Origin of the sequence: Bacillus sp. AFS088145, from assembly GCF_002564465.1 — a bacterium.
Lineage (GTDB): Bacteria > Bacillota > Bacilli > Bacillales > Bacillaceae_G > Gottfriedia.
In genome coordinates this window covers 46,736-71,097 of record NZ_NUUX01000013.1, presented here as the reverse complement: position 1 = coordinate 71,097, position 24,362 = coordinate 46,736, and the positions used below count along the sequence as shown (strand labels likewise).

Here is a 24,362-nt window from a genome sequence, read left to right as displayed (position 1 = left end):
TTTATTAGGTTCGTATATAGCAGTAGCGTTTTTAGCTGATCACTTTACCAGTTGAATATAATGCTAGCTCACGAGCAAAGACGTTAATGTTAGCAATCAATGATACTGACAGAAAAGGTGTAAATAAAGTACTGGGAGCAGCTGCCCTTACGTATTTAGCAGCAACATTAATTTCAGTTTTAGTATATTCTTCAAAGGACAAACTGAAGAAGAATAAAAAATAATCAAAAAGATGATTTCGAGTACCATTCGAAGTCATCTTTTTTTTGTTTAAAAAATTAAATTTAAATTGGTTAGTATGTTTAAAATTTCAATGTCTAAAATAGTAAATAGGTTTTAATTTATGGAAGATTTATGTATTTTTGGAACCTTAGCTTTTTTATCATACTAAATGTTGTACAATTAAGTGGTTAAAAAAAATGGGGGAAAATTATGACACTTTCTGCAATTGAACATTTTTTAAATACATACAAAGACTATGCTGCGATACTTAGTATTTTAATTAATGTTCTAATTAGTATTGTTGGTATTATACCAGCTTGGTTTTTGACAGCAATCAATATTAAACTATTCGGTTTTGCTGATGGATTTCTAGTCTCTTTCATAGGTGAATTAGTTGGTACATTCGTATCTTTTATTTTATATAGAAAGGGTTTACAAAAAAGATTTATTAGTAATTCAACTAAATTTAAAGGATTAAATAGGCTATTAAGCTTAGAAGGAAAAGAAGCATTTTACGGTGTGTTATTTTTACGGTTTATTCCTTTTATACCATCTAGTTTGATTACATTGTTTGCTGCCTTTGGAAAAATCACATGGTCAAGCTTCATGTTAGCTAGTTTGATTGGTAAGCTACCCGTCATATTATTTGAATCGTATTCTGTTAATCAAGTTTTAGAGTTTACTTTATTCGGTAAAGTCATTTTAGGACTGTTAATCATCGTCTTGCTAATCTATTTCTATAGAAAACGGTTTAACGTTTTTGTGAAGAATAAAATTTAAGAATAAATTAAAAAGCTCAAACCTAATATAAGGGTTTGAGCTTTTATTTTTTTCAATACAACAACCTAAAAAAGGATTTAATTGAAAAAGTAAATAGCTTTTAATATTCATTAATTAAACACTGACAACCCCTTACATAAACATGTCTAAATTAATTTTTTTAAACATATATTGAAATACCTCAATTTTAGAAAAAGCTTTACCTTTTTAAGAAAGAAATAAGTGATTGTTCTTACATGAAAACGGCTTTACTAATGTAAAAAAGTAGAAGTTATTGAAACAATCGTATAATCAGCTTTCTTAAAAAGTAACTTTGTAGCCTAATAGGAGGGTGTTGTTAGTGAATAGAGTTTCGTTAGAGAATTTATCGAAGAACTTTGAAGAAGTACATCCTGGGTTATCGGAACGAGAAGCATTTGAAGAAGCACATCGATGTCTTTATTGCTATGATGCTCCATGTATTAAAGCATGTCCAACTGGGATTGACATTCCTACGTTTATAAAGAAAATTGGTTCAGGCAATTTAAAGGGATCAGCTAAAACAATTATGTCTTCTAATCCTGTTGGAGCAAGCTGTGCTCGGGTTTGTCCTACAGAAGAACTGTGTGAAGGTGCATGTGTACTAAAATCTTCTACTAAGCCGATTATGATTGGGAATTTACAACGTTATGCAACTGATTGGGCGATAAAAAATAATCAAGTATTATTTAAGGCTGGAAAAAAGAACGGAAAAACAGTTGCAATCGTTGGTAGTGGTCCTTCTGGTTTAGCAGCTGCTCGTGAACTTGCATTACTTGGCTACGATGTAACGATTTTTGAAGCGGAAAATCATGCAGGAGGATTAAATCAATATGGTATCGTTTCGTTCCGGCTACCAAAGAGTATATCCAGCTGGGAAGTTCAACAAATAGAAAAGTTAGATGTAAAAATTCTTACAAACACTAGAATCGGTTCGGACATTTATTCAGATGAATTATTAGCAAACTATGACATGGTCGTTCTGGCTATAGGTATGGGTAAAGTTCCGATGCTAGATATTGAAGGAGAGGATTTGGACGGAGTATACGATGCGATTGATTTTGTAAAAGAGACAAAATCTGGGGAATTATCAAATCGTTTTATAGGTAAAAATATTGCTGTAATAGGTGCGGGCAATACTGCAATTGATGCTGCGACATGTTCGGTTCGTTTAGGCGCGGGCAATGTCAAAATTTTATATCGTAGGACGCAATCAGAAATGAGTGCTTACCAATTTGAATATGATTTTGCCAAGCAGGATGGAGTGGAATTCCGTTGGCTAACATTACCAATAAGAATAATTGGTGAAAACGGAAAAGTAATTGCACTTGAATGTGTTCGGTTGGAATTCGGTGAAGTTGGAAAAGACGGTCGTCGTAGGCCTGTACTTATTCCCGATTCCAATTTCACGATACCGGTAGATGGAGTCATAAAAGCAATCGGGCAAACTCGCTATACAGACTTAATCGAACAATTTGGGTTAGAACACAGAGATGGCGTTGTAAAAATTGATCAAGAATCATTTCAGACGTCTAATCCTAAAATATTTGCTTGTGGTGATGTCATTTTTGGAAAAGGGCAAGGTGAAGCAATGGTAGTGACTGCAGCTCAACAAGGAAAAGAAGTAGCTTATGCGATTCATAAACAGTTAAACACTTAAAAGGAGGTTTTCTTTCATGGCAGATCTACGAATCAATCTTGCGGGCATACAGTCTCCTAACCCATTTTGGCTTGCTTCTGCTCCTCCAACAAATTCGGGTTATCAGGTCCAACGTGCGTTTGAAGCTGGTTGGGGTGGGGCTGTTTGGAAAACGTTAGGGGAACCAATTATTAATACAACCTCTCGATTTGCTGCTATTAACTTTAACGGACAAAGAGTTGCAGGATTTAATAATATTGAATTGATTTCTGATCGACCTCTTGAAGTAAATTTAAAAGAAATTTATGAAACGAAAAAAAGATTTCCTGACCGAGCGATTATTGCATCACTTATGGTTGAACCGCAACAATATAAATGGCATGAAATCGTGAAAAGAGTAGAGGATGTTGGGGTTGATGGTTTAGAACTGAACTTCGGATGTCCACATGGAATGGCAGAACGAGGAATGGGATCTGCATCCGGTCAAGTTCCTGCGCTGGTAGAGCAACAAACATTTTGGGTTAAAGAAGTTGCGAAAACACCTGTCATTGTAAAACTAACCCCAAACATTACTGATATTACTGTAACGGCTGAAGCGGCAGTCCGAGGTGGAGCCAATGCAGTCAGTATGATTAACACAATCAACAGTTTAATGGGGGTAGACTTAGATTCTTGGAATACGGTTCCTCATGTTGCCGGGAAGGGAGCACATGGTGGATATTGTGGACCGGCAGTAAAACCAATTGCATTAAATATGGTGGCAGAATGTGCACGAAATCCCCGTATAACAGTGCCGATTTCCGGAATTGGTGGAATTTCGAATTGGCAAAATGCAGTAGAGTTTTTATTAATGGGAGCGACTGGAGTTCAAATTTGTACTGCAGCAATGCACCATGGTTTCCGCATTGTAGAAGACATGATTGATGGTTTAAATAATTACTTAGATGAAAAAGGTCTTTCCTCTGTAACGGAGCTAGTTGGTAAAGCAGTTCATAAATATTCAGATTGGGGAAATTTAGATTTAAATTATCAAGTAGTTGCTAGGATTGATACAGATGAATGCATTAATTGTAATAAATGCCATATTGCTTGTGAAGATACATCTCACCAATGTATTGATATGTCAGTAGATGAGAGTGGAAAATCATATTTAAAGGTTCGTGAGGAAGACTGTGTAGGATGCAATTTATGCAAAATAGTCTGTCCAGTGGAAGGTGCAATTAACATGGTAGAGGTTCCTAATAAACAACCTTCGATGACTTGGAATGATCGCCAACAAGCTTTAAAGGTATTAGCACGATCTAATCAATATTCAATTTTAAAGGGGGGAAGGAAAAGGAAATGAAGAAAATCATTCGAAATGGAACGATTGTTACTGCAACGGATACTTACAAGGCTGATATTTTAATAGAGGAAAATAAAATTACTGCAATTGGAGTAAATTTAGATTGTACGGACGCTGAAATGATTGATGCTTCAGATCATTATATTTTTCCAGGTGGAGTAGATCCACATACACATTTAGATATGCCATTTGGTGGGACTGTCACGAAAGATGATTTTGAATCAGGAACGATTGCTGCTGCCTTTGGTGGGACAACAACAATTATTGATTTTTGTTTAACAAATAAAGGAGAACCACCTCAAAAAGCAATCGAAACATGGCATGAAAAATCGAAAAATAAAGCAGTGATCGATTATAGTTTCCATCTTATGATTGGTGAAATAAATGATGAGGTATTAAAAGAGTTACCAAGAGTAATAGAAAAAGAGGGAATTACTTCATTTAAAGTATTTATGGCTTATAAAAATGTATTTCAAGCTGATGATGCGACATTGTACCGTACGCTATTAGCAGCCAAAGAATACGGGGCATTGGTAATGGTTCATGCAGAAAATGGAGATGTTGTAGATTACTTAATCAATCAAGCTTTAGCTGAAGGAAAGGTAGAACCTATTTACCATGCATTGACACGTCCTCCAGAAGTAGAGGGTGAAGCGACAGGAAGAGCGGCTACATTAACTGGTCTTGCAAATTCACAATTATATGTCGTTCATGTTACTTGTGCAGAGGCAGTTGAAAAGATAACGGAAGCCCGAAATAATGGAATTGATATATGGGGTGAAACATGCCCACAATACTTAGTACTTGATCAATCAATGCTAGAAAAACCTGATTTTGAAGGAGCAAAATACGTTTGGTCTCCACCACTTCGCGAAAAATGGAACCAAGATGTGTTATGGAATGCATTAAAAACTGGAAATCTGCAAACATTGGGTTCCGATCAATGTTCTTTTGACTTCAAAGGTCAGAAGGATCTAGGTCGCGACGATTTTTCAAAAATTCCAAACGGAGGACCAATGATTGAAGATCGCATAAGCATCTTGTTCTCTGAAGGCGTTAAAAAAGGCAGAATATCATTAAACCAATTCGTTGACATTGCCTCTACAAGAAGTGCAAAGCTATTTGGTTTATATCCCGAGAAAGGAACAATTGCAGTTGGTTCAGATGCAGATTTGGTCATTTTTGATCCGAATAGTAAACGAACAATCTCCTCCGAAACGCACCATATGGCAGTCGACTATAATGCATTCGAAGGGATGGAAGTAACCGGAGAGCCAGTGAGTGTCCTAGTTCGTGGAGAGTTTGTCATAAAAGAGAAGCAATTTGTTGGTAATGCAGGTAGTGGACAGTACTTAAAGAGGAAGAAGTATGGTGAAACTAGTTTAATAGAAGATTAGTAAGAAGGGAATGAGTAGCTAATGTCAACATTTAAGGAGTTTTTAATCGAAAGAAATCAAATCGATTCCCTTATAAAAAAAGGCTACAAGATTAAAAATGTTAGAGAAACGCTAGACGGTGCTTATGTTGACTTTGAAAATCAAGAAGAAGAGGAGAATTTTATCACTCTTCATATAATGAATGCTGATACACGGAAGTATTTTGGTTCGTTGATTATTAAGCAGTTTGGGATTCGTTTGTGAGTTGGTGAATCGCAATTAAATTGGTCGCACCGCAAATAAAATCCGTGAATCGCAAATAAAATGGGCGAACCACATTTAAAATCTGAGAATCGCAAATAAAATGGGCGAACCACATTTAAAATCTGAGAATCGCAATTAAAATTAGACAATCGCAATTAACTTTGATATTAAGCGTTCTAAAAGGTTAAATCATTAAGAAAAGAGATGAATTTCACTCAGATTTATAAAAATATACCTATATTGAATGACAGATCGCATCTAATCCGTAACTACTAACGGAATATGCGATTTTTTCTATTTATAAAGGCTTTCCCATTAGTCAATTACCTTAACTAATGGAAAAGCCCAATTATATTTATTCAAATCTACTCGTTATCATTTTTTTCCTTGTATAGAACTCGATACCGTCTGCACCATTTGCATGTAAGTCACCATAGAAAGAGTTTTTCCAACCAGAGAATGGGAAAAAAGCCATTGGTGCTGGTACGCCGATATTTACTCCGAGCATTCCAACTTCAATGTTCTCCCTGAAATAGCGAATACTTGAAGCACTGTCAGTAAAAATGCATGCTCCATTTCCGAAGTCTGATTTGTTTGTGAGTTCAATCGCGTCCTCTAATGATTCAACTCTAACGATCGAAAGCACTGGTGCAAAAATCTCTTCCTTCCAAATTTTCATTGATGGGTTTACATTATCAAAGATTGTTGGTCCAATAAAATAACCTTTTTCTTTTCGAATTAAATCATTTCGTCCATCACGCAATAAGGTTGCACCTTCGTGAATTCCACTTTCAATATATTTTTCCGTTCGTTCGCGATGTTCCTTGCGGATGACCGGACCTAGGAATACGTCATCATCTAGTCCATTTCCAATCGTAATGCTATCCGCTTCTATTTTTAACTTTTCGATTAAAGGATCGGCAATATCCCCAACTGCTACGACCACTGAGCATGCCATACATCGTTCACCTGCGGAGCCGTATGCGGCTGTTATGATTTGCTTTACCGATTCATCTAAGTTTGCATCCTGTAAAACGATACTATGGTTTTTAGCACCTGCTAAAGCTTGAACGCGCTTACCATTTGCAGATGCAGTTTTATACACATATTCTGCCACTGGTTGAGAACCTACAAATGAAATGGCAGGAACGTCTTTGTTTTGCAGTAACTCGTTTACAATTTCATGTGCTCCATGAACAATATTAAATACACCCTTTGGAAGACCTGCTTCGGTAAAAAGTTCTGCTAAACGATTTGCAAGAAGTGGAGTACGTTCTGATGGCTTTAAGATAAACGTGTTTCCACACGCAATAGCTAATGGGAACATCCAACAAGGTACCATCATTGGGAAATTAAAAGGAGTTATTCCCCCAACAACTCCAACAGGGTATCGATACATCGCCGATTCAATATTTGTCGCAATATCAGGTAATTGTTTACCCATCATTAATGTTGGTGCACTGGCAGCAAATTCTACGCATTCAATTCCACGTTGAACTTCTCCGTATGCCTCAGTGTAGCTTTTTCCATTTTCAATCGTTATTAAATTAGCTAGTTCATCCCAATGCTTTATTAGTAATTGTTGATATGAGAATAGTATTCTTGCTCTTTTTGGAACAGGTGTTTTACTCCATGTTATAAAAGCTTTTTTAGCTGCTTTCACAGCGGTTTCTAAATCTGATTTAGTTGAGAGAGGTACAAATGCTAATATTTCTTCAGTAGCAGGAATTGGAACGGGAATTGTCCTGGCATTTAATGAAGCTTTAATCCATTCACCATTTATAAAATTCTTTAAAACCTTTATATTAGTTTGTGTAGACAAGAATATCACCCCGTACGATTATAGTTTTGAGAATGCTTTGTTTAAAGTATTTACAATAAAATCTAGCTCTTCATCAGTTGTTGTAAATGGAGGAGAAAGTGTAAGAATATTATTATAGCCTGGAACCGTATCCCCATTTCGACCGATTATTAATCCTTGCGCCTTACATTCTGTTATTATTTTTAAAACCAATTCTGGACTTGCAGGTTTTTTACTTTTTTTATCTTCAACAAGCTCAATTCCTGCAATAAAACCAAAACTTCGGATGTCTCCAACATTTTTATAAGCTATTAAACTATCTAATTTTTTACGGAGCTCTTCACCTAAATAAGCAGCACGCTCAATTAAATTTTCTCTTTCAATAATTTCCAAATTTTTAAGTGCAACTGCACATGAAGCTGGATTTCCTCCGAACGTATTAACATGACGAAAATGATTATCTCCCCCTGGTTGTTTAAATACTTCATATAGATCGCTACTTACTGCAGTTGCTGAAAGAGGAGAATAAGCGCTTGTCATCCCTTTAGCCATTGTGACGATATCTGGTTTTATACCGAAGTTTTGATGTCCAAACTGTTTTCCAGAGCGGCCAAAACCACATATTACTTCATCAACAATTAACAAAATACCAAATTTATCACAAATTTTTCGAATATTTGTTAAGTATTCGGCAGGTGGTACAATAACTCCTCCACCTGTAATAACTGGCTCCATTATAATCCCTGCAATCGTTTCTGCACCTTCGTAATTAATAACATCTTCTATTGCAGTTGCACATTGGATACCGCAATCTCCATACGTTTTACCAAAAGGGCATCGATAGCAATAAGGCGGTGCTACATGCTGGAAACCTGAAGAAAGAGGTTCATATTTAACTTTTCGGTTAGCTTGACCAGTAGCACTCAAAGCGCCCATCGAATTACCATGATATGCGCGATATCTTGAGATAAATTTATAACGCAAAGGTTCACCATTTTGTTGATGGTATTGTCTAGCAATCTTAAAAGCTACTTCATTTGCATCAGATCCAGAGTTAGAATAAAAAATACGATAATCTCCACCTAGCCATTCATTTAACTTTTCAGCTAATAAGATGGAAGGAACATTGCCTTGGGACATTGGAACATAGGGAATTGCTTTAATTTGTTCAGCAGCAGCATTGGCGATTTCTTCGCGACCGTATCCTACATTCACACACCATAAACCAGACATCCCGTCTAAATAATTTTTACCATCAATATCAGTGACTGTACTATTTTTTCCGGATACTAAAACCATTGGATTTGGATTGTGAGGCGACATATGATGCCATACATATTTTTGGTCTAATTCAAGAAGCTCTTCTTTTGAAAGAGAAGTAGAATGAGTTACTTTTACAGTTTTATCATTCACTAATTTGTCACCAACTTTCAATTTTCTAGTATTATTGAAATTTCATTTTTATCTCTTTACTAATTAATATTACTAAATAGACCATATTATCCTATTACGATTAGACAAATTGTTAGATCGAAAACAAAAACTGGATATACGCAAATAAAAAAGGAGACTAATCATGTAAAATGCACCTTTAAATTAAATTATGAAAAGCTATTTCTTAATTTTATGTATAAATCAATCTAATAATCAATCTTCTACTTTTCATATTGTATTCATCCGGTTGTTGAAAATAATGGAATAAATAAGGTCGGTACAATTAAGATGTAAGGTGAATCGTTTATGAAAATGGCAGTTCTCGTCAATCTTGCTTTAATTAACACTAAATATATATTTTGCAAATTAATAGAAAAGAGCAACTACAAAAAAATGTAGTTGCTCTTTTATCGTCTTAGTCTAAAATTTACTTTCATTTAACAATTTCTTACTACAATACTCAATAATTTCTCTTCTCTTAACCATACCAATAAAAACTTCATGATCATCAATTACTGGAATGAAGTTTTGATTAATTGCTCTTGTAAATAAATCTTCAATTTGTGCATTGATTGAGACTGGTGCATAAACATTATGCAAGGAAATTTCATTTAGACTTATTTTTCCTGTATTAGAAAAAGATAAACTTTCCGTATTTTTTAATTTCCATAATAAATCACCTTCAGTTAGTGTACCAACATATTTGCCGTTATCATCAACTAAAGGAATTGCAGTAAAACGATGGTGCTCCATTTTTTCAAGAGCTTGACGCATTGTCGAGTTGATATTCATATAAACAAGTTCATTTTTGGGGGTAAAGAAAAACGCGATATTCATTTTTCGTACTCCTTACTTGAGTTTAATATTTCCAAATAATAATTAGTTGTTCCTTGCTTCTAGTAATTTATTAATATTTTGATCCATTATAAAAACTTCAATTCGTTCACCAGTATTTGTACTTGTATCACTATGACTCGATAGAACCTTACATCCAGTATGTTTTTCAACTATTTCTTCATATTCTTTACTGTACATTTCTCTAAGAACTTGGCGCATTTTTTTTACAAGACTTTTTCCTGTGCTATGGGAAACTAAATGTTTCTCTTCAGTTGTCAACACGCCTTTAAATCGAACGATGATCATATCTTCAACTATATAAGTTTTTGCTTCTTGAGGACCTCTACCAATTAGTTCTCTTTGGAATTTTATAAAAGCCTCACTTAATTCGATTTCAAGCTTTTTTTTCGATGATATCATTAATATCTCTCCCATACTGTTAATTAAAACAAAAAAATAGCCACAAGAAGAGCAATCTTCTCATAGCTATTTACATTTCAATGGAAAGTATATTGAAATATTAATAACACGCTAAGTTTTGCTCTCTTCAAACGCTGGCGAGGTTAGCTGACGGATTCGGGCTTGAAAAGTAGCCCTACCAGAAATGGATTCACCCCATGTGCAATGCACAAATGGTTCCCCCGCTCGTAATTTACGATTTAGCGATTACAGCAAATATATTTTGTTGATATGTTTATCATACAGAGTTGAATAAAATTGTAAAGGGGTAAAACTTAACTAAAAATTTTTGTTGAAAAAAAACTCTTTACATGTAAAAAGCATCGCCGTATAATCAAGTCAGCAAAATAAATATCGGCTTAATTACGAATCATTCGTAAGCGGAGGAACCAATTTTTTGGGGTTAATTTTACATGAATGTAGAAGGGATGAGATACTCTTTCGCCATCCTACCCGACAGCTAACTTCGTAGGCTAAAGCGAGGGAGGTCAGTAGACCGCCTAATTTGAGCGGGTTTTTTATTGCATTTTTTTGCAATAAATTACTTGAGCAAATATTAAGTAGGTCTTTTTATTTTGCTATTAATTGGAAAATTCTGGATATTTTATAGAAAAGATTAGGGAGACAGAACACAAAGAGAGCACTAAGCTAGCTGGGTGTTAGGTAGACCAATGAATACTTTTCTTCCAAATTTCAATTAACTAAATTTATTAGGAATAAACATGGTTGACTTTTGTTTAGATCCTTTTGAGTTTAGTTAATTTGCTGGAGGATTAGTATCCATTGGTCTTTTTTATTGTTCAGAAATAGGTTGAAAAACATTGTAACTATTAAGCGAGTAAAGAAAGGAGAATTGCAATGATTAATGATCTTACAATGGTAGGTTTACTAGTTATCGTTTTTGCAATTTTTTGGGGGTTTACAATATTTTGTGAAAAAGCGTAAGGAGGAACTAACAAATGCTTATTCCAGCGATTATTGGGATTGTACTTATTTTATATTTAGTTTTCGTATTAATTAAACCAGAGAAATTTTAGTTTATTAAGTGGGAGGAATTTTTAAATGTCCATGGGAATTTTGCAGGTAGTTGTTACATTGCTAATTATTGTTTTATTAGTAAAGCCCGTAGGTAGCTACCTAGTTAAAGTATATGACAGCGAGAAAACAGGATTAGATCGTGTTTTTGGACCTTTTGAACGATTGATTTATCGATTAATTGGTGTACGAGAAGAAGAGAAAATGGGTTGGAAAAAATATGTATTAGCAATGTTGTTATGTAATTTTGTGATGTTAATTATTTTATATGCTATTTTTAGACTTCAAAAATATTTGCCTTTCAATCCAGATCATATCGGTAATATGCCATCTGCTTTGGCATTCAATACGGCAACTTCATTTATAACAAATACAAATTGGCAGGCTTACAGTGGTGAGAATTCACTATCGTATTTCTCCCAAATGGCGGCTATTACATTCCCTATGTTTACTTCAGCGGCAACCGGTTTTGCAGTTGCAATAGCATTTATTAGAGGATTAGTAGGACGTCAAGATAATCTCGGAAACTTTTATGTTGATTTAGTTCGATCAATTACTCGTGTACTTTTACCTTTATCGTTTATCGTTGCATTATTTTTAGTATTCCAAGGGGTACCACAAACTTTAAAAGGCGCAGTAGATGCAACAACAGTCGAAGGGATTAAACAAGTAATTACTAGAGGACCCGTAGCTGCTCTTGAATCAATTAAACATATAGGTACAAATGGTGGAGGGTTTTTCGGAACAAATGCAGCACACCCGTTTGAAAATCCTACACCTTTATCAAATTTAGTTCACATTGTTTGTATGATGCTTTTACCAACTTCTTTGGTTTATGCATTTGGTGTAATGGTCAAAAACAAAAGACAAGGTTGGACAGTATTTGCTGCAATGGGCATATTGTTTATAGCGCTTCTTACAGCAGTATTTGTTGCAGAGTACAATGGTACTCCTGCATTACAAGCGCTTGGAATACATGGAAATATGGAAGGGAAAGAAGTTCGATTTGGAATTTCTGAATCAGCTTTATTTACAGCTGTTACTACTGCTGCTACCACTGGATCAGTTAACAACATGCACGATTCATTAACGCCAATTGGTGGAATGGTACCACTTGCTGAAATGATGTTAAATAATGTTTTCGGTGGAAAGGGCGTCGGTTTATTAAACGGATTATTATATGTCATCTTAACAGTCTTTATTTGCGGGTTAATGGTAGGAAGAACACCTGAATTTTTAGGTAAGAAAATTGAAGCAAAAGAAATTAAACTAGCATCAATCGCTATTTTAACACACCCTTTAATTATCTTAGTTCCAACTGCTTTAGCATTAGCTTTAAAAGGACCAGTTTCTTCTATATTAAATCCCGGGTTCCATGGTTTATCTGAAGTGTTATACGCCATTACTTCTGGAGCTGCGAATAATGGATCGGCATTCGGTGGATTAACAGCTAATACTGATTTTTATAATATCGTCATCGGATTAGTTATGTTATTTGGTCGATATATTTCTATTATTGCTATGTTAGCAATTGCTGGATCGTTTTCTACTAAGAAAACTGTTGCAGTAACGTCTGGGACATTCCGAACAGATACACCATTATTTACTGTTATTTTAATTGCGATTATTTTAATCGTTTGTGCATTAACGTTTTTCCCAGTACTTGCACTAGGACCAATCGCTGAACACTTAGGAATGTTTAATTAGTAGCAATCATAACGAAAGAGGAGATTGATCATATGGCTATAGAAAATAAGCCTATTTCAAAAGAGATAAAAATTCAGGCAATCATCGATTCATTTAAAAAGTTAAATCCACTTGTTATGATAAAAAATCCAGTCATGTTTATAGTTGAAGTGGGTACTTTTATTACTTTAATACTTTCTTTTAAACCAGATATATTTGGAATTAGTACAGTTGGAAGACCATATAATATTGCGGTATTCTTGATTCTATTATTTACTGTCCTTTTCGCAAACTTTGCAGAAGCACTTGCAGAGGGTCGCGGAAAAGCGCAGGCAGATACGTTAAGAAAAACGAAATCAGAAACAAATGCAAAGTTAAAACAAAAAGATGGATCATATATAGAAGTACCATCAACTTCATTAAGAAAAGGAGATATCGTTCGAGTTGATACAGGCGAAATTATTCCTTCAGATGGAGAAATTATTGAAGGTTTAGCTTCCATCGATGAATCAGCTATTACTGGTGAATCTGCGCCAGTAATTAAAGAAGCAGGTGGAGATTTTTCATCTGTAACTGGTGGTACTCGAGTAGTATCAGATTATATTATTGTTAAAATCTTAACTGATCCTGGTGAATCATTTATTGACCGTATGATTTCATTAGTTGAAGGAGCTGCTCGTCAAAAGACACCGAATGAAGTTGCATTAACTACTCTATTAGCTGTATTAACATTAGTATTTTTAATCGTCATTATGACACTTGTACCAATTGCTAATTATTTAAATGTCTCAATTGATGTAGCAACTTTAATCGCCTTATTAGTTTGTTTGATTCCGACTACAATTGGTGGATTACTTTCTGCGATTGGAATTGCAGGGATGAACCGTGTCACTCAATTTAATGTTTTAGCTATGTCTGGCAAAGCAGTTGAAGCTGCTGGAGATATTGATACGATGATTTTAGATAAGACAGGAACAATTACATTTGGTAACCGAATGGCGAGTGAATTCATTCCAGTTGGAAATATAACAGAAAAAGATGTAGTTTTAGCAGCTTTAAAATCTTCTGTAAAAGATGAAACACCAGAAGGGCGTTCAGTTGTGGAGTTAGCTCATAAAAATGGGTTAAGCTGGGATGAAAATGAGTATAGAGATGCAGACATTATTGAATTTACAGCTGAAACTAGAATGTCAGGGTTAAATTTAAAAGATGGTACTGAAATTCGAAAAGGTGCAGTAGATTCAGTTAAAAAATATGTATTAGCAAAAGGGGGGAATATCCCGAGCGAACTTGATAAAAAAGCTAATATCGTCGCAAAGGCAGGGGGAACGCCACTTGCTGTTGCAATAAATGATCAAATTTACGGTGTTATTTATTTAAAAGATACAGTAAAACCAGGATTAAAAGAACGATTTGAAGAATTAAGAGCGATGGGGATTAAGACTGTTATGTGTACAGGAGATAATCCATTAACAGCTGCAACAATCGCAAGGGAAGCTGGTGTTGATGAATTTATTGCAGAAGCTAAGCCTGAAGACAAAATTGCTGCAATTAAAAAAGAACAAAATGAAGGTAAGCTAGTTGCGATGACAGGCGATGGAACAAATGATGCACCTGCACTAGCTCAAGCTGATGTTGGTTTAGCAATGAACTCAGGAACAATGGCTGCAAAAGAGGCAGCAAACATGATTGACCTAGATTCCGATCCTACTAAACTACTATCTGTCATTGCGATTGGTAAGCAGTTACTAATCACTCGTGGTTCATTAACAACATTTTCAATCGCAAATGATATTGCGAAATATTTCGCGATTATCCCAGCACTATTTATTATGGCGATACCGCAATTAGATTATTTAAATATTATGGGATTGAATTCACCAAAGTCTGCAATCCTATCCGCATTAATTTTTAATGCAATCATTATTCCTCTCCTCATTCCTGTTGCGATGAAGGGTGCGAAGTATAAGCCAATGGATGCTAATAAACTATTAACTAATAACTTATTAATCTACGGACTTGGTGGAGTAATTGCACCGTTCATTGGAATTAAAATTATCGATTTGGTTGTTTCCACATTGCATTTTGTTTAATAGATTGGAAATGGAGGATTTAATGTGAAATCAGTTATGATTGCAATAAGAGCATCTATTGTATTGTTATTAATTTGCGGATTGGGATATCCATTAGCTACAACAGGGGTTGCACAGGTTATTTTCCCAAAACAAGCAGATGGTAGTTTAATAGAAACGAATGGAAAAGTTACGGGTTCTAAATTACTAGCTCAAGAATTTAAAGGGCCTGAATGGTTTCATTCTAGAGCATCTGCTGCTAGCTACAATCCTACTGCTTCAGCTGCAACGAACGCGGCAGTAGCGTCAAAAGAATATGTTAAAGCAACGAAAGAGAAAATAAATGAATTAAAAAATGAAAATAGTAATCTAGGTAAGAAAATACCTGCAGATTTAGTAACGACATCTGGATCTGGATTTGACCCAGATTTATCACCAGAAGCAGTGAAAGCTCAGGTACCTAGGGTAGCTAAGGCAACAGGGATATCAGAGGATAAATTAGTATCGTTAATTGATCGTCATACAACAGGTCGTCAATTAGGAATATTTGGGGAGTCACGTGTGAATATATTAGAATTAAACCTAGAATTACAGAAGTTAAGATAAAAGGGGAGGATAGTCTCTCCTTTTTCCTTATATATAGAGAATGGAGGGAAAATCTTGAGCGACACACAGTTTCGTAGGAAAACACCTGAGGAATTATTAGAATCCATTCAGAAAATCAAAAAAGGCAGATTAAAAATTATTATTGGTGCTGCAAGTGGTGCTGGAAAAACGTATCATATGCTCCAAGAAGGTAATGTTTTAAAAGAACGTGGTATTGATGTTGTAATTGGGCTAATCAGTGAAACAAATCGTCAGAAAACGATTGAACAAATTGGTAATTTAGAGAAAATTCCTTCAATTACTTGGGAAGAAAGTGGCTCTTTAAAACAGGATATTGATTTAGATGCCATCATAGCTAGAAATCCAGAGGTAGTACTTGTTGATTCTTTAGCTCATCAAAATAGACATGATGCTACATTTCCTACTCGGTTAGAAGATATCAAATATTTAATATCAAAAAATATAAGCGTTATTACAACAATGAATATTTATGAGATAAAAGAAGTTTATGATGAAGCTGACAAATTGACTGGTGGTAAAGTTAAGGGCAATTTAATTGTTCCAGAAGATACTTTAGCTTTGGCAGATGATGTAAAGTTATTAGATGTTACACCAGAAGTCATTTTACAAAGATCAAAAGAAGAATCTAATAATGAAGAAAACAAAAATCGATATCAATTATTACATAAGAGCAATTTAGCAGTACTTCGTGAACTTGCGTTGCGTTTTATAGCAGGTGAAGTAAATGACGAACTTGACGAATATCGTGAAAAGCACGGTATCATTGGACCTTCTGGAGCATCAGAGAAAATTTTAGTAACAGTTCAATATCATTGGAATGGTTCTATTTTAGTTAGAAGAGGACAACAAATTTCCAAAAGATTGGGTGGAGATTTACATGTAGTATGTTTCCAAGCACCTAATAAAAAATTTACTAGTGATGAATTAACATTTAAACGCTCCATTATAAAACTTGTTGAAAAAGTTGGAGGGAATTTTGAAGAATTACCACTTACGAGCAATTCAATTGCAAGTGAAATTGTTGAATATTCAATACGGAATAATATAACAAGTATTGTATTAGGTCAATCAAAGAGAACACGTTGGGAAGAGATTGTCAATGGTTCGATCGTTAATAAAATTTTAAGAAAAACGAACAATATAGATGTATTTATTGTTGCAGATCGAGCGGAAATACATGGAGAAAGAGTCATTCCTACAATGCAAGTAAATAAAGAAGTAGTAGACCCATACCGTCGTTTAAGTCCGCAAGAGCTTGCCCAGGAAATTCATAAAATAAAACATGGTACTTTAAAAGTTTATATTGGAGCTGCTCCTGGTGTTGGAAAAACATATACGATGTTAAGAGAGGGTAATGAGTTAAAGAAAAAAGGTATAGATATTGTAATTGGGTTACTTGAAACTCACGGGCGAAAAGAAACATTGGAAAAAGTAGGAGACTTAGACATTATTCCGAGAAAAGTCATTCCTTACAAAGAAACCACACTAGAAGAAATGGATACTGAGGCAATTATTCAAAGAAACCCAGAGGTAGTGTTAATTGATGAATTAGCACATACGAATATACCTGGTAGTAAATTTAATAAGAGATATATGGATGTTGAGGCAATCTTAGAAGCTGGAATTTCAGTCATTTCTACAATGAATATACAACATGTTGAAACTCTAAATGATAGTGTCGAACAAATAACTGGGGTTAGAGTTAGAGAAACAGTACCAGACAATATTCTTAGAGATGCAAATGAAATTGAATTAATTGATATTTCTCCAAAAGCACTAAGGGAAAGAATGAGAGAAGGAAGAATTTACGCTCCAATAAAGATAGAACAATCACTAAACAATTTTTTTAAAACGGGTAATTTAATTGCTTTAAGGGAATTAGCACTTAGAGAAGTAGCTGATGATGTAGATGAACGCCTTGAAGCATGGGAAAGAGATTTAACACTTAGAGGACCTTGGAGACAAGAGGAAGTCATTTTTGTTTGTATAAATTTAAAACCTAATAGTGAAAGACTTATACGGAGAGGTTTTCGAATTGCTTATCGATTAAAAGCTAAATTGTATGTAGCTTATGTTAAAGAACATGGTAAATTTTCTGAAGATGAAGAGCAATCATTAAAAAAAATAAAAGAGTTAACAAAACGATTAGGTGGTTCATTTGAATTATATGAGACAACTGATCGCCGGCATGTTTTTATCGAATTAGTAAAAAACATCCGAGAAAAAAAAACAACTCATGTTATTATGGGTCAGTCAGCTCGTACTAGATGGGAAGAAATCAAAACGGGTTCGATTGTTCAAAAACTGTTAAGGGAGTTGCGACATTTAGATGTTTTAGTAGTAGCTGATCAAAGTTTAAAATGATGGTTTTATTATATTTTTAGCATGAAATGATTTAGTTTCATGCTTTTTTATTTAAATCTTTAAGACTAATGTCACCATAATTAAAAAAATTAATATTAAAACCCTTGACCTAAACTAAGGTTTAGGCTGTAATCTCTGACTTGTAAGCAACAAAATAATAAATCGGAGGGTTTTAAAAATGACAAAATTTGCTTTTGTAACAGGTGCTAATAAAGGGATTGGATTAGAAGTAGTTCGTCAGTTGGCGGAAGAAAATTACCATGTATTTTTAGGTGCTCGAAATGAAAATCTCGGGATTAAAGCTATGCAGGCTTTAGGTTTATCAAATGTTACATTTATTCAGGTGGATGTTTCTAGCACAAAATCTATTCAGGATGCTTTAAATAAAATTTCGGAAGTGACTAATCATTTAGATCTATTAATCAATAATGCTGGAATTGCCCCGGATTTTCATATTTTGCCAAGTGAAATCAAACTTGAAACTTTACGACAAGCATTTGAAGTGAATTTCTTTGGAACGTTCCAAATGATTCAAACTTTTTTACCACTGGTTAAAAAGTCTGAACGTGGAAAAATTATTAATGTTACGACAGATATGGCATCACAAACATTATTTGATCGTGGAGAAACTGCATCAATCAATATACTTGGTTATAATTCTTCAAAAACTGCTAATAATTCACTAACACTCACATTTGGGAAAGAATTCGGAAGTAATGGACCTGAAATTTTTGGTGTTACACCAGGTTTTACAACGACTGATCTAAACGGAAATTCACCTGGAGGTAAAACAACTGCAGAAGGTGCTAAAATTATTACAGACTATGCAATAAGTGATTTAAACTACAATGGTAAAATTCTAAATGCAAAAGGAATTATGCCTTGGTAAGGATGAGGGTATATGGAATATACAATTGGACAAGTAGCGATGTTGAATAACTTAACAATTTCTCAATTAAGATATTATGACAAGCAAGGATTGTTACCCTTTCTAAAAAGAACTGAAAGTGGAGACAGAATTTTTGATGAAGATTCGCTTAAATTTATCGAAATGATCTTATGCTTAAAAAACACAGGTATGCCAATCAAAAAAATAAAGCAATTTGTTGACTGGACTATGTGTGGAGAAGAAACATTGAATCAGCGTTTAGAGCTTATGAAACAGCAAGAAAAAAATGTTTTAGAGCAAATAAAAGAAACTAAAGAAAATTTAAAGAAAATTCAACGGAAAATTGCTAAATATGAAATCGAAATAAATAAATAAATAAATAAATAAAAAAGACAAAAGACAACGTTCAAAAGTTGTCTTTTTTAATGAATTTGTAAGTTTGAACCCACAAAAATTTCACTATTTACACGATTTTTTAATTGTGTTTAATTAAGATTTCCCTACAACAAGACCTAATTTTTTAGCTACATAACCCGTCGTACTAGCTTGTATTAGAATAGTCATTAATATTGCGATAAAAGTGACAGTCGTAATTTCGTTTGCATAATCAACTCCGGCTGCTATTATCATTCCGGAAATTGCTGCAGGAATAACTCCTGTTTCACGGACCCAAAACATAAAAATAATTTCACTCCACGACCAATTTGCTTTTCGATCTGGTAAAGTGCAAAAAAGTACTGTTAGTGGTCGAGCAATAAACATGAAAACTAAAACAATCAGTACTCCTTGTATCCAATATTTACTTAAAATATGAAAATTCACTTGGGTTCCTAGTAACATAAAAATAAGCTTCCTCATAATTAATGTAGCATTATCCGAAAAATGAGCATCGGTTGTTCGAGTCTCTTCTGAAATATGAAGACGAAACAATTGTGGATTACCTAAAATTAGGCCAGCAGTAAAAGTTGCCATAAACCCACTAGCATGAATTAATCCTGCTGTTAAATATGAGCTAATAGCTAAAACAAGACTAACTATTGTACTGTACTTATTTAAAAACGCCCATTTATGTGCTGAAGTAATAAATGCTCCAATGAAACCAATGATTATTCCAACTAATATTCCACCCCCAGCTTCACGAAAAAAACTCCAAATACTAGCTGAAATGGATAATTGCGATTGTCCTAAAATGACTCCGAGTATAGTAAATGCCAAAATAGAACCCGTTGCATCATTAAATGCTGATTCACTTTCTACAGTTTGTCTTACTTTTTCATGAATCGTAACTTGTTTAAAAACTGGAATCAAAGTTGCTGGGTCAGTAGATGCAATGACTGATGCTAGCAAAAGTGCATATAAGAATGGTAGCTTCAATAAATAAAAAGCTGTAACTGCTACAACTAATGCTGTAATAATGACCCCAAGAGTCGATAGTAGAGAGATAGTAATCCATACTTTTTTTAAAACGGAAACATGAATAGCTTTACCGCCTTCAAATAGAATTAGTACAGAACCCAGGACGATTATGAACTGATTAGCCACTGATTCATTTGGCAGTGAAATGAAATTAAATACTGATGGACCTACTAATATTCCGATTATCATAAATAAAGCTACATCAGGAATTTTTATTTTTTCAGCTAATTTAATTGCCAATAATCCAAAAATCAAGACAAAAGTAATGATATATAATTCATGTTCAACAGTCTTCATTACAACTGATTCCATAATGTTTCACCTCACAGGCACTTATAAACTAATCTTAGAATGACCTTGTTGAACTCAAAATATTTACTCATTAAATAACATGTTATTATTATATTTTTTCCTCAATGGGAACGCTAATATTGAAATGGGGAAAAAAATTTTGAATACAAAATTAGGTGAAAAGAGGGGATGTACTACTATGAGAAAAAAGCTGGAGCCTTCCTTAGACCCATCAAAAGTTTTAGTGATTGGATTTGCTCTCATTATTGTTTTAGGTAGTATTCTACTAACTCTACCAATCGCTACTAAGGATGGGGAAGGTCTAAATTGGTTGGACGCTTTATTCACTTCTACATCAGCTACTTGTGTAACTGGATTAGTGGTAGTGGATACTGGTACAACGTTCACGTTATTTGGACAATTAGTTATCTTATCACTCATTCAAGTAGGCGGTTTAGGTTTTATGTCGTTTGCTACTTTTTTTGCAGTTCTTTTAGGTAAGCGAATCTCGTTAAAAGAACGATTATTATTACAAGAGGCTTTGAATAATTTATCGATTGCGGGAATTGTTCGATTGGTAAAGAGAATCTTTATATTTACAATTATTATTGAATTAATTGGTGGAATCTTGCTAGCTGTTCGTTTTGCATTTGATTTCCCAATAAAAAAGGCTATTTATTATGGAATATTTCATTCGATTTCAAATTTTAATAATGCAGGGTTTGATTTAATGGGGGGCTTTAAGAGCCTAACTGGTTATGTATCAGACCCTACTGTTACAATTGTGGTTTGTTTATTGATTACACTTGGTGGAATTGGTTTTATCGTAATGAACGAATTATACGAATACAAAGAAACAGGCTTTCTCTCTTTACATACTAAAGTAGTTCTTAAAACAAGTATTTATTTATTAGTTTTAGGGACTGTTCTGATTTTTTTCCTAGAATTGCATAATCCCAAAACATTACAGCCGTTATCATGGACTGGCAAAATCCTAGGATCATTGTATCAATCTGTAACACCTAGAACGGCAGGATCCAATACAATCAATATACCTGATTTAACACAATCCACACTTTTTATAACTATCATTTTAATGTTTATTGGGGCATCTCCGGGTTCTACCGGAGGAGGGATAAAAACGACTACTTTCGCTACATTATTAGGAGCCGTTCGATCACAGATTAAAGGGAAAGAAGACGTTATATTTTTTAAAAGAAGTATCATGTACGACACTATTTATAAGGCACTTACTGTTACTGTAAGTGGTCTGCTTATTGTTATCTTTGTTACCATGATATTAACAATTACCGAGCATGGAAAGGACTTCTTAATGATTTTATTTGAAGCAACTTCTGCATTTGGAACTGTTGGACTATCTATGGGATTGACCCCAGATCTAACACCAATTGGAAGGATTCTGATCATTTTAACAATGTTTGCGGGAAGAGTTGGTCCATTGACGATTGCTTTTGCTGTTACACTAAGAAGAACTTCGGATCCTTTTAAACGACCAAAAGGTAAAATCATGATTGGATAAATCGTACCAAATTCATTTTATATAGGAGCAATGTAAATATGAAAAATCAATATGCAGTTATAGGATTAGGTAGATTCGGCTCAGGTATTGTGAATACTCTATTGCAACATGGTAATGAAGTGTTAGTAATTGATATGAATGAAGAGCGAATTAATCAGTTTGCAGACATAGCTACACATGCAGTAATAGCTGATTCTACAAATGATGAAGCTTTAAAGGCTATTGGAATAGGAAATTTTGACACAGTTATAGTAGCGATTGGAAATGATATGCAATCAAGTATTTTAACAACCTTAGTCTTAAGTGAATTAAAAATTAAAAAAATTGTTGCGAAGGCATTAAATAAGCGACATGGTGAAGTGTTAAAAAAAATTGGGGCTGATTGGGTTATCTATCCGGAAAAGAATATGGGAGAACGTGTAGCGCATCAATTAATGTCACCAAATGTTTTAAACTTTATTGAACTCGCACAAAATTACAGTATAGAAGAAATTAAATTACCTTCAAAAATGGTTGGGAAAAGCTTGAAGGAATTAAATATTAGAGTAGAATTTAATTTAACAGTCATCGCTATTAAGAGCGAAGGAGTCGTTAATATCTCGCCTTCTCCTGATGAAGTTATACATGAAGGAGATGTATTGGTTATGATTGGAGAAAATAGGGATTTGCATCGTTTTTCAAATGTTGAATAAATAATTAAAAAATCAATTTTAAAAAATATACGTATAACCATTATGGTAATTGCTTTTAAGTCCTCAAAAAGTGATTACCTTATTTTTTTACTATTTAATAAGAATGTCTAGATATTTATTTAGCTTCTCTTTTTGCTTTATAAATTCATTCATTATGAATATTTGAAGTAGAAGTAAAGATAATAATTACATAAATTTCGAATTGCACTCAACTGGAGGTGAATGTAGTAGTTGTTATTACGCTTAGGAGTCAATTACTACAGAATATATGCTTATTTTTCAACTTGCGATCATTTTAATCGCTTCAAAAATTGCAGGTGACATTAGTGTTAGACTAAAACAACCGTCTGTTCTTGGTAAACTTTTAATCGGAATCATACTTGGGCCTACTCTATTAGGATTAATTAATGACACAGATATATTAAAAGAAATAAGTCAAATCGGTGTAATTCTGTTAATGTTTATTGCAGGACTTGAAACAGATATTGATGAGTTTAAACGGACTGGAATAGCATCGACTTTAGTTGGAATTGGAGGGATTATTGTACCATTTGGAGTAGGCTATTTAATTGGAATGTTTATTCATTTAACTACTATTCAATCTAGTTTTTTGGGGCTTTTACTTTCCGCGACAAGCGTAAGCATATCAGTACAAGTGTTGAAAGAAATGAAAAAATTAAAAACCCGTGAAGGGGCAACTGTCATGGGTGCTGCAGTAATTGATGATATTTTAGTCATTATTGCGTTGGCATTTTTACTTAGTTTGGCAGGTGAAAGTGGAGATGTAAATTTGGGGAAAATAATACTTAAAAAAGTATTATTCTTTGTGTTTGCAATTATTCTTGGATGGAAAGTTGTTCCATTTATACTTAGAAAATTTTCTACATTACGTGTTACTGAAACCGTTATTTCTTCTGCTCTAATCATTTGTTTTCTATATGCATATTTTGCAGAATACACTGGGGTTGCTGCAATTATTGGAGCTTATATTGCAGGTGTAGCTATTAGTGTAACTGAATTTAAGCACGAAGTATTTGAAAAAGTGGAGACAATTAGTTATTCACTTTTTGTACCAGTATTTTTCACTTCAATTGGAGTAACTGCTAAATTTACAGGGATTTTAGATAATATTTCCCTTATTATCGTATTAAGCATTATAGCAATTCTAACAAAATTAGTTGGTTCATCTCTTGGAGCTAAAATTTCTGGATTTTCATGGAGGAATTCTCTAGGCATCGGATCAGCAATGGTATCTAGAGGTGAAGTTGCATTAATTATTGCTTCTATAGGGCTAGAGAATAAATTATTAGATCAGTCATTATTTACCGTCCTTTTAGTTGTTGTGCTCGTTTCTACGCTTGTAACGCCACCAATGATGAAGATATTCTTTAATGAATAGTGCGATGTAATAGAATGATCGATTGACTATCAAAAAATTTATTGGAAATTACTTCTTGGTGCACCAAAGGATACTAAAAAAAGAAGTTGAAAAATGTAAACGATTACCAAAATAAGAGCACCAAAAATCATTCATTTCAAGTAATCGTTTACATAAATAATTCCAAAAAACACCAA

At 34.0% G+C, this 24,362-nt stretch carries 20 protein-coding genes, 1 pseudogene and 2 riboswitches; of the genes and pseudogenes, 16 read left to right on the top strand and 5 right to left on the bottom strand.

The annotated features are described in order from the left end of the window. Nucleotides 1-35: 35 nt before the first annotated feature. From COI44_RS08665 to COI44_RS08640, 6 genes and pseudogenes are all read left to right on the top strand, one after another. A pseudogene (locus COI44_RS08665) lies at nucleotides 36-224 on the top strand (zinc metallopeptidase); the annotation flags it as partial. A 208-nt stretch (nucleotides 225-432) separates the two neighbouring features. Further along, the gene (locus COI44_RS08660; protein ID WP_097975964.1) at nucleotides 433-1,002 is read left to right on the top strand and encodes a TVP38/TMEM64 family protein; all 570 of its coding nucleotides are present in this window, start codon (nucleotides 433-435) and stop codon (nucleotides 1,000-1,002) included. 340 nt (nucleotides 1,003-1,342) lie between these two features. Beyond that, nucleotides 1,343-2,680 carry an NAD(P)-dependent oxidoreductase gene (locus COI44_RS08655; protein WP_483295477.1) on the top strand — a complete coding sequence of 446 codons (1,338 nt, stop codon included), beginning with the start codon at nucleotides 1,343-1,345 and terminating at the stop codon, nucleotides 2,678-2,680. Nucleotides 2,681-2,696: 16 nt separating this feature from the next. Beyond that, a complete protein-coding gene (gene preA, locus COI44_RS08650) occupies nucleotides 2,697-4,004 on the top strand; it encodes an NAD-dependent dihydropyrimidine dehydrogenase subunit PreA (protein ID WP_098427575.1) in 1,308 nt (435 codons plus the stop codon). After that, nucleotides 4,001-5,401, top strand: coding sequence for a dihydropyrimidinase (hydA, locus tag COI44_RS08645; RefSeq protein WP_098427574.1), 1,401 nt, complete (start codon nucleotides 4,001-4,003; stop codon nucleotides 5,399-5,401). Before preA ends, hydA begins: the two co-directional genes overlap by 4 nt. 21 nt (nucleotides 5,402-5,422) lie before the next feature. After that, entirely contained in the window at nucleotides 5,423-5,644 is a 222-nt protein-coding gene (locus COI44_RS08640) for a hypothetical protein (RefSeq protein WP_098427573.1), read from the top strand. Nucleotides 5,645-5,999: 355 nt separating this feature from the next. On the opposite strand, the gene COI44_RS08635 is transcribed toward COI44_RS08640, so the two are convergent. The 4 genes from COI44_RS08635 to COI44_RS08620 all read right to left on the bottom strand — a co-directional run bounded on the left by COI44_RS08635 (nucleotide 6,000) and on the right by COI44_RS08620 (nucleotide 10,136). Next, the gene (locus tag COI44_RS08635) at nucleotides 6,000-7,466 is read right to left on the bottom strand and encodes a CoA-acylating methylmalonate-semialdehyde dehydrogenase (RefSeq protein ID WP_098427572.1); all 1,467 of its coding nucleotides are present in this window, start codon (nucleotides 7,464-7,466) and stop codon (nucleotides 6,000-6,002) included. Nucleotides 7,467-7,484: 18 nt separating this feature from the next. Beyond that, nucleotides 7,485-8,858: an aspartate aminotransferase family protein gene (locus tag COI44_RS08630; protein WP_098427571.1), complete on the bottom strand. Its 1,374-nt coding sequence runs from the start codon at nucleotides 8,856-8,858 to the stop codon at nucleotides 7,485-7,487. Nucleotides 8,859-9,299: 441 nt separating this feature from the next. Continuing rightward, a complete protein-coding gene (locus COI44_RS08625) occupies nucleotides 9,300-9,716 on the bottom strand; it encodes a CBS domain-containing protein (protein WP_098427570.1) in 417 nt (138 codons plus the stop codon). Between the two features lie 42 nt (nucleotides 9,717-9,758). Then, nucleotides 9,759-10,136 (bottom strand): Na-translocating system protein MpsC family protein, encoded by a 378-nt coding sequence (locus COI44_RS08620; RefSeq protein WP_098427569.1) that lies wholly within the window; start codon nucleotides 10,134-10,136, stop codon nucleotides 9,759-9,761. Between the two features lie 116 nt (nucleotides 10,137-10,252). After that, nucleotides 10,253-10,391, bottom strand: a riboswitch (cyclic di-AMP (ydaO/yuaA leader). Between the two features lie 130 nt (nucleotides 10,392-10,521). Continuing rightward, nucleotides 10,522-10,665, top strand: a riboswitch (cyclic di-AMP (ydaO/yuaA leader). A 469-nt stretch (nucleotides 10,666-11,134) separates the two neighbouring features. Between COI44_RS08620 and COI44_RS24820 the strand changes: the two genes are divergently transcribed. The 7 genes from COI44_RS24820 to COI44_RS08585 all read left to right on the top strand — a co-directional run bounded on the left by COI44_RS24820 (nucleotide 11,135) and on the right by COI44_RS08585 (nucleotide 19,223). After that, entirely contained in the window at nucleotides 11,135-11,212 is a 78-nt protein-coding gene (locus COI44_RS24820; RefSeq protein WP_088012318.1) for a potassium-transporting ATPase subunit F, read from the top strand. Between the two features lie 31 nt (nucleotides 11,213-11,243). Further along, nucleotides 11,244-12,917: a potassium-transporting ATPase subunit KdpA gene (gene kdpA / locus COI44_RS08610; protein WP_098427944.1), complete on the top strand. Its 1,674-nt coding sequence runs from the start codon at nucleotides 11,244-11,246 to the stop codon at nucleotides 12,915-12,917. Nucleotides 12,918-12,949: 32 nt separating this feature from the next. Then, on the top strand, nucleotides 12,950-14,989 hold the full coding sequence (kdpB, locus tag COI44_RS08605; protein WP_098427568.1) for a potassium-transporting ATPase subunit KdpB: 2,040 nt from the start codon (nucleotides 12,950-12,952) through the stop codon (nucleotides 14,987-14,989). A gap of 24 nt (nucleotides 14,990-15,013) precedes the next feature. Further along, a complete protein-coding gene (gene kdpC / locus COI44_RS08600; protein ID WP_091021855.1) occupies nucleotides 15,014-15,574 on the top strand; it encodes a potassium-transporting ATPase subunit KdpC in 561 nt (186 codons plus the stop codon). A gap of 54 nt (nucleotides 15,575-15,628) precedes the next feature. Then, complete coding sequence (locus COI44_RS08595; protein ID WP_098427567.1) at nucleotides 15,629-17,959, top strand: universal stress protein; 2,331 nt, start codon at nucleotides 15,629-15,631, stop codon at nucleotides 17,957-17,959. Between the two features lie 178 nt (nucleotides 17,960-18,137). Then, complete coding sequence (locus tag COI44_RS08590; protein WP_098427566.1) at nucleotides 18,138-18,848, top strand: SDR family NAD(P)-dependent oxidoreductase; 711 nt, start codon at nucleotides 18,138-18,140, stop codon at nucleotides 18,846-18,848. Between the two features lie 12 nt (nucleotides 18,849-18,860). Further along, nucleotides 18,861-19,223, top strand: coding sequence for a MerR family transcriptional regulator (locus COI44_RS08585; RefSeq protein WP_098427565.1), 363 nt, complete (start codon nucleotides 18,861-18,863; stop codon nucleotides 19,221-19,223). 114 nt (nucleotides 19,224-19,337) lie between these two features. Here the strand turns inward: COI44_RS08585 and COI44_RS08580 are convergent, their stop codons facing one another. Beyond that, nucleotides 19,338-20,576 carry a cation:proton antiporter gene (locus tag COI44_RS08580; protein WP_098427564.1) on the bottom strand — a complete coding sequence of 413 codons (1,239 nt, stop codon included), beginning with the start codon at nucleotides 20,574-20,576 and terminating at the stop codon, nucleotides 19,338-19,340. A gap of 178 nt (nucleotides 20,577-20,754) precedes the next feature. Here COI44_RS08580 and COI44_RS08575 point away from each other — a divergent pair, with 178 nt between their 5' ends. The 3 genes from COI44_RS08575 (at nucleotide 20,755) to COI44_RS08565 (ending at nucleotide 24,186) form a co-directional block, all read left to right on the top strand. After that, the gene (locus tag COI44_RS08575; RefSeq protein ID WP_098427563.1) at nucleotides 20,755-22,095 is read left to right on the top strand and encodes a TrkH family potassium uptake protein; all 1,341 of its coding nucleotides are present in this window, start codon (nucleotides 20,755-20,757) and stop codon (nucleotides 22,093-22,095) included. A gap of 38 nt (nucleotides 22,096-22,133) precedes the next feature. Then, entirely contained in the window at nucleotides 22,134-22,787 is a 654-nt protein-coding gene (locus COI44_RS08570) for a potassium channel family protein (RefSeq protein ID WP_091021866.1), read from the top strand. Between the two features lie 268 nt (nucleotides 22,788-23,055). Next, nucleotides 23,056-24,186, top strand: coding sequence for a cation:proton antiporter (locus COI44_RS08565; RefSeq protein ID WP_098427562.1), 1,131 nt, complete (start codon nucleotides 23,056-23,058; stop codon nucleotides 24,184-24,186). Nucleotides 24,187-24,362 lie beyond the last annotated feature (176 nt).